Below are 15,038 nucleotides of genomic sequence, written 5' to 3'. Positions count from 1 at the left end.
GAGAAACGGCATCGTGAATAGTAAAGGTGGTATTGTTAGGCCTGAAAGATGCACAGAGCATGCTTCGCTCTGCTTTTGCCCAATTGAAGACGGCGTGCCGGTTATTGATAAGGCCAGAACAATGGCAGAACACAGGCTGCCGGAATACCTTCTTCTGTAGCTATACTTTTCTACCTGTTTACTTAGGTTTAGTTTAGGGTTTAGTTAGGGTTTGTTTAGGTATAGTATAGGTTCTGGCTAACCAAAAGCTAACTTTATACTAGGTAAAATCTAGAGTAAACAAAAGCGAAATAAACACGACAGCTATACAATGAGCAATATATTGCAGCTCGTCATGCAACCTAGCGTCAAAGTTGAATTACCCTTACAGATCGGTCACTAACAGCAACTTGCAGGATTAGCGCAACTATAGGCTGTTAAAAAGCTCTTTTAACCTAAACCAACAGCTCGACTAACATCCTATCAAAACAAATCTTGGTAACATAAGAGCACGAGAAATCGAAAGAAACAGAAAAAGAAATGGAACTGAAAACAGCTAAAGCTGATTCGTAAAAAATAAGGAAATTACGATTTCTCTTCAGCTTTAAAAACCCAAAAACGCTGAAGCGTATAGTTGAAACCCAAAGAAACAAGCAACTCAACAACTAGTTTCGAAAACAAAAAGTTTACATGATATACATCGACCAGAAAATGAATTCCCGTAGACTTCAATGTAATACTACCACAGACGACGATCACAAATTTCCATAACTGACTACCCACGGACTTTTGCGTACTACCGAAGGACCAGTATCGATTGATCAAAAAATTAACAACAGCACCAAGGCTACCACTAATTGCATTGGAAAAAGGAGCACTGATATGAAGTAGCTTATAGCAAGCAGAGTATACTCCAAAATCAAACAATCCGCCTAAAAAGGCGGAGAGTTGAGCTTTTAAAAAAGTAATAACTTTTGAAGACATCGCTAAATAGCCTCCTCCTGTTGTTTTTTCAGTTTATCCGCTTTATCTTTTTCATCGCCTAATTTAAGAAGTAGGCGTGTATCATTTGTATTAATTATAAAAAGTGCGATACAAATTAACAGTACACACCAATTAATAGACCCAGGCATTAAAACTTCAAATAACATAACCAATGAAATAATCACCCGGATTTCAGTAGGCCCCAAAATTCCGGCGTCTATCGTATACTTATCGGTAATTCTATACCTGAGCTGAGAAATAATCATTGCCCAGCCATACAATGCGACCAATGTAAATCCCAGATACTTAAAATCACCCACGGTATACAGCACATACCCCAATCCTATAAAAACCGTACTAATCCAATCCATTACAATATCCAACGCGAAACCGTACCAGCGACGGGATTTATTACGGTAGAATGCGATACGACCATCTAATGAATCACCAAACCACTGCACAAAGAAACCAGGGATCCCTAGAAGCAAATAGCGAATATCAACATATTCAGCCAAGATAAAACTCCCCAATATCATTAAGGAGCCTAAAAATCCAATTGCCGTAAGTCCATCCGAGGTAATCCAATTTGGAATTCGAGGTACGAGGTACGAAATAAGTTTTTGTTCGGGTTCACTTAAGATATTTGTTCTCTTTCTATCCTGAAAAAGTTTTTTATTTATTTTTAACTCACTCATTATCTGCGATTATAGCCATTTATTTTCTTTATACCAAGCCAATGCCTCCATTAAGCCTTTCTTCAAATCATATTTAGGTTGGTATTGTAGCTGACGTTGAGCCGCCGAGATATCACAGCCCCAGTTTTCAGCTGTAAGTTCATTCAGTCGCTCCGGATATAGCACAGGTATTGCTTTAGATTTTTTATACAATCGTTCAAAAATAACCGCGATAGTCTTCACGACACCAAAAGGAATATGCATACGAATCATTTTCTTTTGGCTAAACTCTTTGAAAAATCTAGCCAACTCATAACGGCCATACACCTGCCCATCACTGAGGTTATACACCTGCTTTCCTCCTTGATCAAAACGACAGGCATGAATGATCGCCTGCACCAGGTCAGCAACATAAATAAAGCTAAGCTTTTGAGGAGAGCGGCCAACATAGGCATCCAGGCCGCCATTCATTGTTTTAAAAACAATAAAAATATCTTTTTCACGAGGGCCGTATACTGCAGTGGGGCGCAAAATCGTTAGTGGCTGATCTCTAAAATCATCCAAGGCGAGCTCCGCTTTCCGTTTACTACGACCATAGGCCGTAACAGGGCGATAGGGATTGCTCTCATCGATAAGGTTAGCATCGTAGCTAACAGGACCGATTGCCGCAAGACTACTAACGAAAACAAATCTTTTGATGGGAGTTTTTAAATAAAAACAAGCAGATGCCAAGTTTTTTGTATAACCAACGTTGACCTTTTCGAGATCTTCTTCGTGCTTGGCACGAGTCATTGCCGCAGCATGAACAACATAGGTATAGTTTTCCGCTTCCAGTAATTCGCTGATAGACTCTTCATCAGAGAAATCCGGATAAACAAATTTATCTACAACGGAGCGAATTTCTGAAACATCACTTGACTTCCTCACCGCGGCATGAACTTCCATCCCCGCCTCTTTCGCTGCTCTTGTCAAATGATAGCCTACAAAACCACTCGCTCCGGTGATTAATACTTTTTCTATCATAATGATTTTTGATACAAACGATAACGTTTGTACAATTCTCCATTCATTTGTTCTATAGCGTGGTTCATCATGTAATTATGCTCCAACATCCACGAACATTCGGCCCCTTTGATATTAGAATCTTTTGATTCTTTTATAATTCGGCCATACAGACATGCTTCAATACCAAGTTTACGGTAGTCTTCCAATACCCCTAACATGAGTACACGAAGCAAGTTGATTTTTTTCTTTCCAAATAACAATTTAAAAATACCCGTAGGAAGTAGACGTCCTCGCTTCACTTTGATAAGGATTTGATTGATATCAGGTATCCCTAGACCAAAGCCAACAAGCTCACCATCTTTCTCCGCAACGATAGCAAAACGTGGATCGAGAATCATTTTTAGATCTTTGGCCGTATAATTAAATTCGTCCTCTGTCATCGGAACAAAACCCGAATTTTTATCCCATGCTCTATTATAAATGTCACGAACTTTTGCTGCTTCGTTTTTAAAATCCTTCACATTAAATTGACGCAATGTAATGCCAGATCTTTTCAAACGCTCTTCCAACCTATCTAAAAGCAATACAGAACGTTTATCCGCAGACTTTTCCATGACCAAATAAGCTCTCAAATCCACTTTATGTCCATAACCTGAATTGGTAATCAAGTCAATGTAATAAGGTGAATTGTAGGGCATCATGGCTACTGGGGGCTTATCAAAACCGTCAACCAACAAACCAACGGTATCATTGGTTGATAAATTGATCGGCCCAACGATCGTATCCCCTCCTTTAGCTTTAACCCATTTTTCTGCAGTCTCAAATAACGCGTTTGCGACTTCTTGATCATCTATACAATCGAAAAAACCCCACTGCCCTTCATTCACACGATTGAAAGCATTATGGTTATTGTTCCAGATGGCACATATACGACCGACAATCTTATCGTTACGATAAGCTAGAAAAGGTTGTGCTTGGGAATGTTTATAAAAGGGATGCTTGTCAGGGGAAAGCAAATCGTTTTGTTCAAGAAATAAGGCAGGTACATAATTAGGATTTCCCTCATAGAGACTATGAGGGAAATCTATAAACAGCCGTCTTTGTTTCTTTGTTTCAACGGGTATAATCTGAATCATACGATTAGATTTTATATTAATGTTTCAACTTCAGCTTGTTTGAATACTTTAACCATCTTCTCAATAGCCTCGTCGATTTGGTCATAAGTATGTGTCGCCATCAATGAAAAACGAATCAAAGACTCTTCCGCAGGAACTGCTGGAGAAACAACTGGATTAACAAATACCCCATCATCTTGGAGCATTTTAGTTACCCAGAACGTTTTTTCATTGCTACGAATAAAGATTGGCAAAATAGGACTTTCCGTAGCACCTAGATCAAACCCATGATCCAGTAATTGTGCTTTGGCATAATCTGTGTTTTTCCATAATTTTTCAATATGCTCAGGCTCATTTTGAATAATTTCCAAAGCTTTCAATGTTGAAGCAACCGAAGCTGGAGTCATTGAAGCACTGAACATCACAGAGCGGGCATTATGTTTTAAGAAATCGATCACATCTGCATCACCTGCGACAAATCCACCTAAAGATGCTAACGATTTACTAAATGTACCCATAATCAAGTCTACATCATCATTAAGCCCAAAATGAGAAGCTGTACCAGCTCCTTTGTGCCCAATAACACCTAAACTGTGTGCATCGTCGACCATTACTGCAGCATCAAACTCATTGGCAATCGACGTAAGTTCAGGCAAATTAACAATATCCCCCTCCATACTAAAGATACCATCCGTACAAATTAACTTCGCACTATCCTCAGGTAGGCGTGATAACTTAGCACGTAAGTCCTCCATATTATTGTGTCCGTATTTGATTACTTTGGAAAAAGACAAACGGCTACCATCAATAATTGATGCGTGGTCACGCTCATCCAACAAAATATAATCATTACGTCCCATTAGACATGACAAAGGCCCTAGATTTGATTGGAATCCTGTACTAAACAGAATAGCGGCTTCTTTACCTACATAAGCAGATAATTTTTCTTCCAGTTCCACGTGAATATCCAACGTACCGTTTAAGAAACGAGATCCAGCACATCCAGTACCATACTTTTCCAAAGCATCTTGCGCTGCTTTTATAATACGTGTATCAGTCGTTAACCCTAAATAAGAGTTAGAACCAAACATCAACACACGTCTACCATCGATTTTTACTTCGGTATCTTGTTTTGATTGAATAGGTCTAAAATAGGCATATAAGCCCTTAGCTTTCAACTCCTCAACAATCTTAAATTGCGATATTTTCTCGCCTAACTTTCCTTTACTCATGCGATAAAAAGGTATTTCTAAAACTATTTCTAACTTTTAGATGTTATTGTAACAAACAAAATTATCGAATTGGACTTTTATATAAAAAACTCGGTCTCCGACTAAAAATCTGCTATATCCACAATGTAAGTTGAAATGCTACGTTGTATATATTCACAATAATTCCAAAAAACGTTGCAAACATACGAAAACATAATCTGACTTTCACTTAAATTTAGTCATATTTTTAACACATCGCCCAAAACAGTTAATTTTATTTTAATACTCCGCTAACATCCGCCCCACACAATTCTACTTTAAAATAAGACAATTTTAATAATTATATTTGCGAACTTTAAATTATCCTATAATTAGTTACATTTAGGTTCATTGCAATAGCAATGGTATAGACTTACTAATATACAACAATATATGGCTTTATCTTCAGATATCAATATAAAAAATAAAAAAGCTTCTTTTGAATACCACTTACTGGACAAGTACATTGCAGGAATTCGATTATTGGGTACAGAAATAAAATCCATACGCGAAGGAAAGGCAAATATTAACGATAGTTTCTGTAGTTTTTTTGAGGACGGATTATACATCCGTAACATGCACATTGCCGAATATTCCATGGGATCTTTCTATAACCATGAAGCAAAACGCGACCGTCAACTGCTATTGACAAAAAGAGAATTAAAAAAACTGAAAGAGAAAGGGGAAGAACGTGGTTTTACCATTGTACCCCTACGCATCTTTATCAGTGCCCGGGGGTTTGCCAAAGTTGAAATTGCCTTGGCACAGGGTAAAAAAGATTTTGACAAACGAGAAAACATCAAAGAAAGAGATGTTAAACGTGAGCTTGATCGCGTGATGAAATTTTAGGTTAACGCGCCAGGACAAATGCGCCTGGCGTCATGCCTACCCTGCTTTTAAAAAGCCGAACAAAGTAGTTGACATCATTAAATCCTGCCCCATAGCACGACTCCTTTACATTACGGGTGAGTAAAAGCATCTTTTTTGCCTTCTCGATACGCTGTTGGATCACATACTCCATTGGACTAAGTCCAAGTTCACGGTTAAACATCCGCGTAAGGCTCGCTTTGCTCATGTGAGCAGTCCGCTCCAATAGACCAATTGAAATTTTCTCGGTAATATGTTTCTGAATAAATTCCTGCACGTGTAACAGTACTTTGTTGGGCGACTTCCCAATTTTTAATGCCATCATCGACTGTGACTGAAGTAGCCGAATCGTAAGCTCTTTAAAGGTCAGATCTGCAAGCACATCTTTCAACGGATTTTCACTAATAATGATCTGAAACAACTTGTTCACCAGATCGGCAAGCTCAGTCGAATTGTACAGGTGAAAAAACTCCGGATCAAGCCGCCATTGATTGACATGTTCTTTTGGATAAAACTCATTTAGATAATCTAAGACTGCTGCTATCTTCTCTCTATGAATTGTTAAAGCGGTACACTGCGTGGGCTGGTCGAGGGTCGCTTCTGGAAAATCAATATGCATAGCCACCGATGCAGGTAACACCATCATCTGACCGGGCAGATAGTCAAAAGCCTTTACATTCTCCAAATGCATGATTTTTTTACCCTGGATCATATTAATCATAACCAAATCATCAAAACATAAAGGTACATGCTGCGATATCCGATATGTTTCGTAGATATTAAGCTCCAAGCTATCTAACGTAAATGCGCGTCGGTTCTCCACTAATGTGCTGAGCTCCCCCTTCCGCGAAAATGGCAATGTATGAATCAGCGTCCTATTTTCCATAGTGCAACAATTAAATATAATTGGCAGTCAATCAAATATAATAAATAAAATAAACTATGAGCGAAAGTTATGTGCCACAATTGTGCTATGTTTTGGATCAATTCTGCTACACCATTGAATAATTGCTGGCTAACTTTGATAAGAAGGGATTAAAAATAATTAATAAATAAACCATATGAGCGCAATCAAAAGACCATCGTTCAAAGAACGATATGACAACTACATTGGTGGTAAATTTGTCGCACCAATTCAAGGAAAATACTTCGATAATATTTCGCCGGTAGATGGAAAAGTGTTTACTCAAGTTGCCCATTCAACAAAAGAAGATCTGGATCTCGCTGTCGACACCGCCGCTAAAGCTTTTGAAACTTGGGGACAAACCTCGGCTACAGAACGAAGTATTATCCTCAATAAAATTGCTGACCGCATTGAAGCTAATTTAGAATATATCGCCGCCGTTGAAACGATAGACAACGGAAAAGCGGTACGTGAAACATTAAATGCCGATATCCCATTGGCAATCGACCATTTCAGGTATTTTGCTGGTGTAATCCGCGCTGAAGAGGGGTCCATAAGCGAATTGGACAGCAATACAGTGTCACTGATTGTACACGAACCAATCGGAGTTGTTGCACAGATTATTCCATGGAATTTCCCGATTCTAATGGCCGTATGGAAACTAGCTCCGGCCCTTGCCGCAGGGAACACCGTCGTATTAAAACCTGCTGAAAGTACACCCACATCCATTCTTGTCCTTATGGAGATTATCGGTGATCTGATTCCTGCCGGAGTAGTCAATATCGTTAACGGTTTCGGCGCAGAACTTGGTCGTTCTTTGGTCACAAACCCAAAGGTTTCCAAAGCAGCATTCACTGGTTCCACAGCAACTGGACGTTTGGTTATGCAATATGCGACTGAAAATATCATTCCGGTAACCCTAGAATTGGGTGGGAAATCGCCCAATATTTTCTTTAGTTCGGTTATGGATGCAGACGATGCATTTTTGGACAAAGCAGTGGAAGGAGCCGTATTATTCGCACTCAATCAGGGCGAAATTTGTACCTGTCCTTCTCGTTTACTGATCCAGGAGGACATTTATGAAAAATTTATCGCTAAAGTAGTCGATCGGGTTAATCAGATCAAAGTGGGCGATCCATTAGACCCAACAACAATGATGGGTGCTCAGGCATCGAAGATCCAAAAGGACAAAATTATGTCCTATATTAAACTTGGCAAAGAAGAAGGGGCCGAAGTATTGACCGGCGGTGATGAAAACAATGTCGGTGCTGGTTTTGAAGAAGGCTACTACATCAAACCTACCCTATTCAAAGGCGATAATAGCATGCGTATTTTCCAGGAAGAAATCTTCGGTCCCGTGCTTGCAGTCACCACGTTCAAGGATGAACAAGAAGCAATTGCTATCGCCAACGACACCATGTATGGTCTCGGAGCAGGTGTATGGACCCGAGATGCACATCAGCTTTATCAGATCCCGCGTGCCATACAAGCAGGACGTGTTTGGGTAAATCAGTATCACTCCTACCCAGCGGGTGCCCCATTTGGCGGATACAAACAATCAGGAATTGGACGGGAAAACCATAAAATGATGCTTGCCCATTACAGACAGGCTAAAAATATGTTGATTTCCTACAGTAAAGAAAAACTTGGTTTCTTTTAACTGAAGCGTACCGGGTATTCTTTTCGAACAGCTAGATACCCGAGTTTAGGGGGAGCAAATGCTGCCCCTTCAGCTGAATTTCCTATTCGTCAACGCTAAAACACATAAACGAATTTCACCATGATCAATAGACTAGACATCACTGAAAAAGCCAGGGAGCTCATTCATGAACTTGAAGCGAAGCATGGTAAATTAATGTTTTATCAGGCCGGAGGTTGCTGCGAGGGTACACAGCCACAGTGTTTTGAGGAAGGAGGTTATTTTCCTAGGAAAAATGACGCCATGATCGGATTAGCCGAAGGATATGAGTTTTGGGTGGATCGGGATCTCTTTGAATATTGGAAACATGCGCATTTCACACTCGATGTGCTGGATGGATTTGGTCCGGGGGGATTCTCATTGGAAACCCCACTGGGTAAAACTTTCAAAGTTCATTATCGTTTATTTACAGCCGAAGAACTTAACGACCTCAGCCCAATCAAGAGAAACGAATGACAAAAAGGGTCGCATTGCAATCTGCGACCCTTTTCCATGTTATAATTTTAAAAAATCTCTCTCGAGTTTCCGCATTCGGAAGCTAAAATTTTATTCAATATCCAAGCCTTCAAGGACTGGAATTGGCTGTCTGTTTTCATCAAGGGCAACAAATGTAAAAACACCCTCAATGGCCAATTCTCTTCCTTCCTTGTACATATGTTCCAAAAATATGTCGACCTTCACCTTCAAGCTGGTCCGGCCTACATTTTGAACCCGCGCGACCGCTTCAATAATACTTCCGGAAGGAATTGCCTTATTGAAGTCAATACGGTCTGTCGATACAGTCACCAACGTTTTGCGGCAAAATCGTGTCGCAGCCATAAACGATACTTCGTCCATAATGGACATCGCCTTGCCGCCGAACAAAGTATCGTGATGATTTGTCAAAAACGGAAACACGGTCGTGCAAACATGTGTTTCTGATAAATCAATACGTTCTTGTAAAGTCATTTATTGTTTTATTTAGTGGATTTAAGAGGAGACAAATGTAAACCAATCTAGCTCCAGTTCCGTCATTTTTATTCCATATTTTCGTCAATATCCACGCCTATACCTTTCAATAAAAGCGACGCATTGAATATCTTACATTCCCCTATCTTCAGCTTATAATCAAACAGCATCTGCCCCGCATCAACACGAATGTCAAAATGATAATTTTTGATATCTCCCGGGAATTCCTCTTGTAAACTGGACAGTTGTAAGTCGTGTGTAGCCACCATACCCTTACCGTCCAATCGAACCAGTTTCTTTATGATTGCACGGGAGCCAAGATATTTGTCGACTGAATTTGTTCCACGAAGCATCTCATCGATTAGAAAAAAGCTATCGCTATGTACTGAAACTGTATCCAATATAAATTTCATCCGATTCAGTTCTGCTTTAAATGTCGACGTACTTTCATTCAGGTTATCCTTGATGCGCATATAGGATATTAGTTTGTAAATCGGGAGCTGAAAAGAAGTCGCTGCAACCGCAGCTCCGGCATAAGCCAAAATTGCATTAATACCTACTGTCCGCAGAAATGTACTCTTTCCAGCCATGTTTGAACCTGTTACCAAAGCAACACGATGATCTATACTACTGTAATCATTGGCGACGACCTGACTGCTTGGGATCAGTGGATGATATAACCCTTGCGCGTCAATCTTATTTTCCAGCGGATTATCCAAAATTACTGGATAACTATAAGACGAATGGTTTCTCTTCCAAATAGCAAGACTAGTGACAGCCTCCACCTTAGCCAAGGTATCGAATGAATTCAGAATCTCGTTTTCGTATTTATTCTTCCAATCAACAATAGCCAATACTTGTCTAAAGTCCCAAAGGAGAAATAGGTTTAGAAATAGCCCAACAAAGACATTATTCCGTGCGTCCAAGTTGTTAATAAGACCAGCTAATTTTTTAAAGGCAAAGGAAATGGATGCTGTTCCCTGGTTTTGTTTTAGCTCTCCGGCGATCTCCTGCATAGCAATAGACTTCCATGCGTGGTCTTCGATCGATTGAATCGCATCTGCATATGATCCCAGCACGCCACCAATTTTGTCTATTCGCGACGAGAACATACTCACACTTCCTGCTTTGGCCAATGCCCAAAGAATATGAAATAGTCCTATCAAGGTTGCCACTCCAGCCAATTTTGGCACGAAAAAGCTGCCCGCTAAAACGACCAAAAATAAAACAGGGCCTGCTTTGATATAAAATCGCATAAAAGCATTTCCGAATTGAAAATTTCGGTCTTGAAAGTAATTTGTCAAAAATGCCTTGATATCCAATTTATGGTTCAGATTGGCCAAGAGCTTTGCCTGAAAATCCCATATCCATTCGGATTCATTTTCGAGTTCCTGTGATGCTTCTTGATTGCGTTGAATTTGATTGCTTTGGAGAGGCGCATCAAGCCAAGAAGCCAAAAGATCAATCCCCTGTTTGGTCGTTGCCCGATTTATCTGCGCGAATAAGGAGTATGTGCCAAAGATATCCATATCGGAGCTATAAGGATGAGCTCCGTTTTCGAAATGCTCACCATGGTCATACATGTTTAGTTTCCCTTCTGCTAGGGCCTGTTCATTTGCCAAAACTTTCAAATAAGCTTCAAAATAGTTCTTCTGAAGCTCTAACTGGCTCTGCTTCCGCACCAGATAGGCAAATAGGAACAATAGTCCAAAAAAGCAGAAAAAAACCAGCGGAAGGCTTTCCAGTTGAAAGGTATAAAATAACAACGCTCCGCCACCGAGTATCACAAATAGCCGCGACAAGCTGAGCGTGTTGACTTGTTTATTTAATTTGACCACAGTTGAAGCGGTTTCGCGATGCTTCTGGTCATATTGTATTGCAGTTGGCGTCATAAGGTGAATATTTATTCTTTCACGTTCATTTCAATTTAATCATGGCTATTTTGCATCTGCTCAAGAAACAAGGGCTCGATTGTCACTCGCAGACCTTGGGGGAGGCCATCGGAACTGGTTGAATGGATCTCCTACCAAGCTTGATCACCCACCAAAGGCACAAAACGAAACGTATCCAATTCGATACGGTCAAAATCATTTTCACCTACCCGAATGATCGTCATCATCTTTTGCGATTTTTCGTCTCCTACAGGGATCACAAAAATTCCGCCCATTTTCAACTGCTTCAACATAACCTCTGGCACGAAAGGCGCACCTGCAGTGACAATAATTTTGTCATAAGGGGCGTGCTCTTCGATTCCCTTGGAGCCATCACCTAAAAAGAAATTTGGTTTATAGCCCATGTAGGGCAACACTTGAATGGTTCGTTGATATAGGTTTTCCTGACGTTCGATAGTATACACCTCTGCGCCAAGTTCCAACAAGATACAGGTTTGGTACCCCGATCCCGTACCAATTTCCAGTACTTTATCTCCTTTTTTCACGTGGAGCAGTTCAGATTGATAGGCGACGGTATACGGCTGCGAAATTGTTTGTCCGTCACCTATTGGAAAAGCAATATCCCGATAGGCCTGATTCCAGAATGTTTCATCAAAAAAATAGTGACGTGGTACCTTGCCAATGGCATCTAATACTTTCTGGTCCGCAATGCCCCGGCTTTTTAGATGTTCAACCAATTTCTTACGAGCACCTTTCTCCCGATAATTATCAATAAACTTGTACGCCATGATGTTTCAAATTTACCTTTTAAAAGGCACATTAAACAGAATTAATCACAAATAATTCAATACCAACACTGTACGTATTTTCAAGTTAATTTGCTTTATTTTCCGAATCATCTTTCCCTTAGGCTCAACCTCCGTTGACCTCTTGAATTTGGCCGCGAAGAAAACGATAAGCGCATGTGATTTAAGTTTACCAAGAACGCTCGTTTTTACAAGTTAATGCGGGCAATAGCTGTCACTAATAGGGATCTACATCGACCTGAACGCGCACACCAGCATTGGTTTTATCGATTTCAAAATCGAGGAGCACCGAACGGATCAATTCCTTGACCTTTGCAATACTAATATTTGTTCGCTCAATCTTCAAGGTAATGGTCTGGATAAAATTATTCCGCACACGAGAAACTAAAGGCGGCTCCGGTCCCAATACCCTTGCACCCAACTGTTGCCGCAGCGCCGAGGCAAAACGATTGGCCGAATCATAGCATTTCTGAAAATCCGTATGTTTAATATCAATCCGAATAAGACGGTAGAAAGGAGGATAAAGATAGTTTTTACGTTCTGTAATTTCAGTCATAAACATCCCTTCATAATCGTTATTGACCACCTGTTCTAACACCCGATGATTCGTGGTGTAGCTCTGGATGATAACTTTTCCGCCGGCTTCACGTCGACCTGCGCGTCCTGCTACCTGGGAAAATAACGAAAATGATCGTTCATACGAACGGAAATCCGGAAAGTTAATGATCGTATCTGCATTGACAACACCAATAAGGCTTACTCTTCCGAAATCGAGCCCCTTAGCGACCATTTGTGTCCCTATAAGAACATCAAATTCATGCTCATCAAAAGCCGTGATAATTTTGTCGAAACCATATTTGCCTTTTGTGGAATCCAGATCCAAGCGACCGATGCGGATTTCGGGCATCAGGATTTCAAGTTCTTCCTCTACCCGTTCTGTACCGAAGCCTTTACTTTCGATATGGGGCATTCCACAGGCTGGACAAACACGAAGTGGAGGCTCCACATGACCACAGTAATGGCAATGCATCATATTAGAGCTCTTGTGATAGGTTAAGCTGACATCACAATTGACACATTTTGCAACAAATCCACAGGTATTACACTGGATCATTGTCGTGTGCCCACGTCTATTTTGAAATAATATAACCTGCTCTTTATTTTTTACAGCTTCTTCAATTGCCTTTAACAAGATACCCGAAAAATAGGAAAACATATTTTCCTTTCTTCCTTCTTCGGGAATATTCACCAACTCAATACTTGGCAATTGGGCATTGCCATAACGCTCAAGCAGCTGCACAAAGCCATACTTCTTAGCTTTGGCATTGTAATAACTTTCCAAAGAAGGCGTCGCGGATCCCAATAGTACTTTGGTCTGATGTAGAAATCCGAGGTAAATGGCCGTATCGCGGGCATGGTAACGTGGGGCTGGATCAAACTGCTTATAGGAGCTTTCGTGCTCTTCATCAACGATGATGATCCCTAAATCCTGAAATGGCAGAAAGACGGAAGAACGAGCCCCAATCACAACCTGAAATTCATTCTTCATGACTTTATGCCACACCTCGGCACGTTCATTATCATTAAACTTAGAGTGGTACACCCCCAGTTTATCGCCGAAATGCAACTTTAAGCGCGCTGTAATCTGCGCTGTCAGCGCAATCTCAGGCAGTAGATAGAGAGCTGATTTTCCCGCAGCGATTGCTTGTTCAATAAGCCGTATATAAATTTGTGTTTTTCCCGAAGCAGTCACACCATGCAACAGTGTAACGTCCTTCTCCTCAAACGACGCTTGTATTTCGGTATAAGCCCTTTGCTGATTTTCATTAAATTGAAAATTGGCATCCAGTTCGATATCTTCCCCCTGAAACCGGGATACAACCTTTTCCTTTATTTCAAAAACACCTTTGTCAATCAAAGCCGTAATTGCACCGTTACCACAGCCTGAGGCCTCCGTCAACATGGGTCGCGTAATTTCCTCCGTTTTTTTGACCAGCTGCATAAATGCCAATACCGCATCTTGTTGTTTTGGTGCACGATTTAAGCTGTCCAACAATTCTCTTTTTGCATCTTCATTTCGAAAGTCGGGCGCAAAACGCAAAAATGCTTTGGTCTTGGGTTTATATCGTTCTGTAATCTCTTCAGAAATCAAAACAATTCCTTTGTCAAATAATTGTTTTAATATAGGGAAGACTGTTTTTTGTCCCAGCAATTTCACAATATCATTGACTTTTAGTTCTCCCGCCACCTCCAAAGCTTCGATGATGAGATACTCCTTATCTGATAGTGTGGAACGGTCAAATTCTTCCCCAATCGATGAAACGACTTTGGTCTCACTGGCCAGCTTCAATGCCGAGGGCAGCGCAGCCTGCATGACTTCGCCCAAACTACACATGTAATAATCGGCTAGCCAGTCCCACAGTTTAAACTGAGCTAAATTGACAATGGGTTTTTCATCAATGATGTCCAAAATATACTTTGCTTCATAGTGCTTTGGTGCTTCCTGGCTAATGGACTTGACAACCGCAGAATAGATCTTATTCCGTCCAAATTGCACGATGACACGTACACCAACCTGCACACGATCGTTCCAGTCAACCGGAATACGATACGTATATGTTCTTGCTAATGCTAGTGGTAGGACCACATCAACAAACAGCGTATCTCTTTCACTAAAAATCGTAGATTGTGGATTGGACATAAATTCAAATTATGGTATAAAAGTACAAAAAAACCTTCAGGAATAGCGGTCAAACGACTCCGGCAATGCATAAAACCGTCTACAATCATACGGCGCCAACGCGACATCGGAGTGTGAAAGCCAAGCGATCACTGGTCAATCCATTGTAACCTAAAAAAGCCTTCCTGAATTTATTCAAGAAGGCTCTGTTATGATTAAATACGAATATGATTTC

Annotated in this window: 13 protein-coding genes; 3 read left to right on the top strand and 10 right to left on the bottom strand. The window is 40.6% G+C overall.

Translation table 11 applies throughout. From position 1 onward, the window contains the following. Positions 1-564: 564 nt before the first annotated feature. From BGP15_RS10885 to spt, 5 genes are read right to left on the bottom strand one after another with little or no spacing between them, the layout of a single operon-like run. Positions 565-963 (bottom strand): GtrA family protein, encoded by a 399-nt coding sequence (locus BGP15_RS10885; protein ID WP_046672726.1) that lies wholly within the window; start codon positions 961-963, stop codon positions 565-567. Positions 964-965: 2 nt separating this feature from the next. Then, positions 966-1,658 (bottom strand): CDP-alcohol phosphatidyltransferase family protein, encoded by a 693-nt coding sequence (locus tag BGP15_RS10880; RefSeq protein WP_070561220.1) that lies wholly within the window; start codon positions 1,656-1,658, stop codon positions 966-968. A gap of 9 nt (positions 1,659-1,667) precedes the next feature. Then, entirely contained in the window at positions 1,668-2,660 is a 993-nt protein-coding gene (locus BGP15_RS10875; protein ID WP_070561221.1) for an NAD-dependent epimerase/dehydratase family protein, read from the bottom strand. Next, positions 2,657-3,778 carry a GNAT family N-acetyltransferase gene (locus tag BGP15_RS10870; protein WP_286769505.1) on the bottom strand — a complete coding sequence of 374 codons (1,122 nt, stop codon included), beginning with the start codon at positions 3,776-3,778 and terminating at the stop codon, positions 2,657-2,659. The genes BGP15_RS10875 and BGP15_RS10870 overlap by 4 nt, the downstream gene beginning before the upstream one ends. An 11-nt stretch (positions 3,779-3,789) precedes the next feature. Beyond that, on the bottom strand, positions 3,790-4,989 hold the full coding sequence (gene spt, locus BGP15_RS10865) for a serine palmitoyltransferase (protein WP_046672730.1): 1,200 nt from the start codon (positions 4,987-4,989) through the stop codon (positions 3,790-3,792). Positions 4,990-5,400: 411 nt separating this feature from the next. Here spt and smpB point away from each other — a divergent pair, with 411 nt between their 5' ends. Continuing rightward, positions 5,401-5,856: an SsrA-binding protein SmpB gene (smpB, locus tag BGP15_RS10860; protein ID WP_046672731.1), complete on the top strand. Its 456-nt coding sequence runs from the start codon at positions 5,401-5,403 to the stop codon at positions 5,854-5,856. A 1-nt stretch (position 5,857) separates the two neighbouring features. On the opposite strand, the gene BGP15_RS10855 is transcribed toward smpB, so the two are convergent. Next, a complete protein-coding gene (locus BGP15_RS10855) occupies positions 5,858-6,760 on the bottom strand; it encodes an AraC family transcriptional regulator (protein WP_046672732.1) in 903 nt (300 codons plus the stop codon). A gap of 175 nt (positions 6,761-6,935) precedes the next feature. Here BGP15_RS10855 and BGP15_RS10850 point away from each other — a divergent pair, with 175 nt between their 5' ends. Continuing rightward, positions 6,936-8,438 (top strand): aldehyde dehydrogenase family protein, encoded by a 1,503-nt coding sequence (locus tag BGP15_RS10850; protein WP_070561223.1) that lies wholly within the window; start codon positions 6,936-6,938, stop codon positions 8,436-8,438. A 120-nt stretch (positions 8,439-8,558) separates the two neighbouring features. After that, entirely contained in the window at positions 8,559-8,933 is a 375-nt protein-coding gene (locus BGP15_RS10845) for a DUF779 domain-containing protein (protein WP_286769504.1), read from the top strand. A 90-nt stretch (positions 8,934-9,023) separates the two neighbouring features. Here BGP15_RS10845 and BGP15_RS10840 read toward each other — a convergent pair whose 3' ends face one another. The 4 genes from BGP15_RS10840 to priA all read right to left on the bottom strand — a co-directional run bounded on the left by BGP15_RS10840 (position 9,024) and on the right by priA (position 14,824). Beyond that, complete coding sequence (locus tag BGP15_RS10840; protein WP_070561224.1) at positions 9,024-9,425, bottom strand: acyl-CoA thioesterase; 402 nt, start codon at positions 9,423-9,425, stop codon at positions 9,024-9,026. Between the two features lie 68 nt (positions 9,426-9,493). Continuing rightward, positions 9,494-11,317 (bottom strand): MutS-related protein, encoded by a 1,824-nt coding sequence (locus BGP15_RS10835; RefSeq protein WP_286769503.1) that lies wholly within the window; start codon positions 11,315-11,317, stop codon positions 9,494-9,496. A 131-nt stretch (positions 11,318-11,448) separates the two neighbouring features. Beyond that, on the bottom strand, positions 11,449-12,105 hold the full coding sequence (locus BGP15_RS10830; protein ID WP_046672736.1) for a protein-L-isoaspartate(D-aspartate) O-methyltransferase: 657 nt from the start codon (positions 12,103-12,105) through the stop codon (positions 11,449-11,451). A gap of 235 nt (positions 12,106-12,340) precedes the next feature. Then, entirely contained in the window at positions 12,341-14,824 is a 2,484-nt protein-coding gene (gene priA, locus BGP15_RS10825; RefSeq protein WP_286769502.1) for a replication restart helicase PriA, read from the bottom strand. Between the last annotated feature and the right edge of the window lie 214 nt (positions 14,825-15,038).

This window comes from Sphingobacterium sp. 40-24 (genome assembly GCF_001899705.1).
GTDB classification, from domain to species: domain Bacteria; phylum Bacteroidota; class Bacteroidia; order Sphingobacteriales; family Sphingobacteriaceae; genus Sphingobacterium; species Sphingobacterium multivorum.
This window is presented reverse-complemented; position numbering and strand designations above follow the sequence as displayed.

Excerpts from the sequence above, each read along its gene's own strand:
- BGP15_RS10845 (WP_286769504.1), top strand. The coding sequence starts at position 8,559 with ATGATCAATAGACTAGACATCACTGAAAAAGCCAGGGAGCTCATTCAT.
- priA (WP_286769502.1), bottom strand. The coding sequence starts at position 14,824 with ATGTCCAATCCACAATCTACGATTTTTAGTGAAAGAGATACGCTGTTT.
- spt (WP_046672730.1), bottom strand. The coding sequence starts at position 4,989 with ATGAGTAAAGGAAAGTTAGGCGAGAAAATATCGCAATTTAAGATTGTT.
- smpB (WP_046672731.1), top strand. The coding sequence starts at position 5,401 with ATGGCTTTATCTTCAGATATCAATATAAAAAATAAAAAAGCTTCTTTT.
- BGP15_RS10855 (WP_046672732.1), bottom strand. The coding sequence starts at position 6,760 with ATGGAAAATAGGACGCTGATTCATACATTGCCATTTTCGCGGAAGGGG.
- BGP15_RS10880 (WP_070561220.1), bottom strand. The coding sequence starts at position 1,658 with ATGAGTGAGTTAAAAATAAATAAAAAACTTTTTCAGGATAGAAAGAGA.
- BGP15_RS10830 (WP_046672736.1), bottom strand. The coding sequence starts at position 12,105 with ATGGCGTACAAGTTTATTGATAATTATCGGGAGAAAGGTGCTCGTAAG.
- BGP15_RS10840 (WP_070561224.1), bottom strand. The coding sequence starts at position 9,425 with ATGACTTTACAAGAACGTATTGATTTATCAGAAACACATGTTTGCACG.
- BGP15_RS10850 (WP_070561223.1), top strand. The coding sequence starts at position 6,936 with ATGAGCGCAATCAAAAGACCATCGTTCAAAGAACGATATGACAACTAC.
- BGP15_RS10885 (WP_046672726.1), bottom strand. The coding sequence starts at position 963 with ATGTCTTCAAAAGTTATTACTTTTTTAAAAGCTCAACTCTCCGCCTTT.
- BGP15_RS10870 (WP_286769505.1), bottom strand. The coding sequence starts at position 3,778 with ATGATTCAGATTATACCCGTTGAAACAAAGAAACAAAGACGGCTGTTT.
- BGP15_RS10875 (WP_070561221.1), bottom strand. The coding sequence starts at position 2,660 with ATGATAGAAAAAGTATTAATCACCGGAGCGAGTGGTTTTGTAGGCTAT.
- BGP15_RS10835 (WP_286769503.1), bottom strand. The coding sequence starts at position 11,317 with ATGACGCCAACTGCAATACAATATGACCAGAAGCATCGCGAAACCGCT.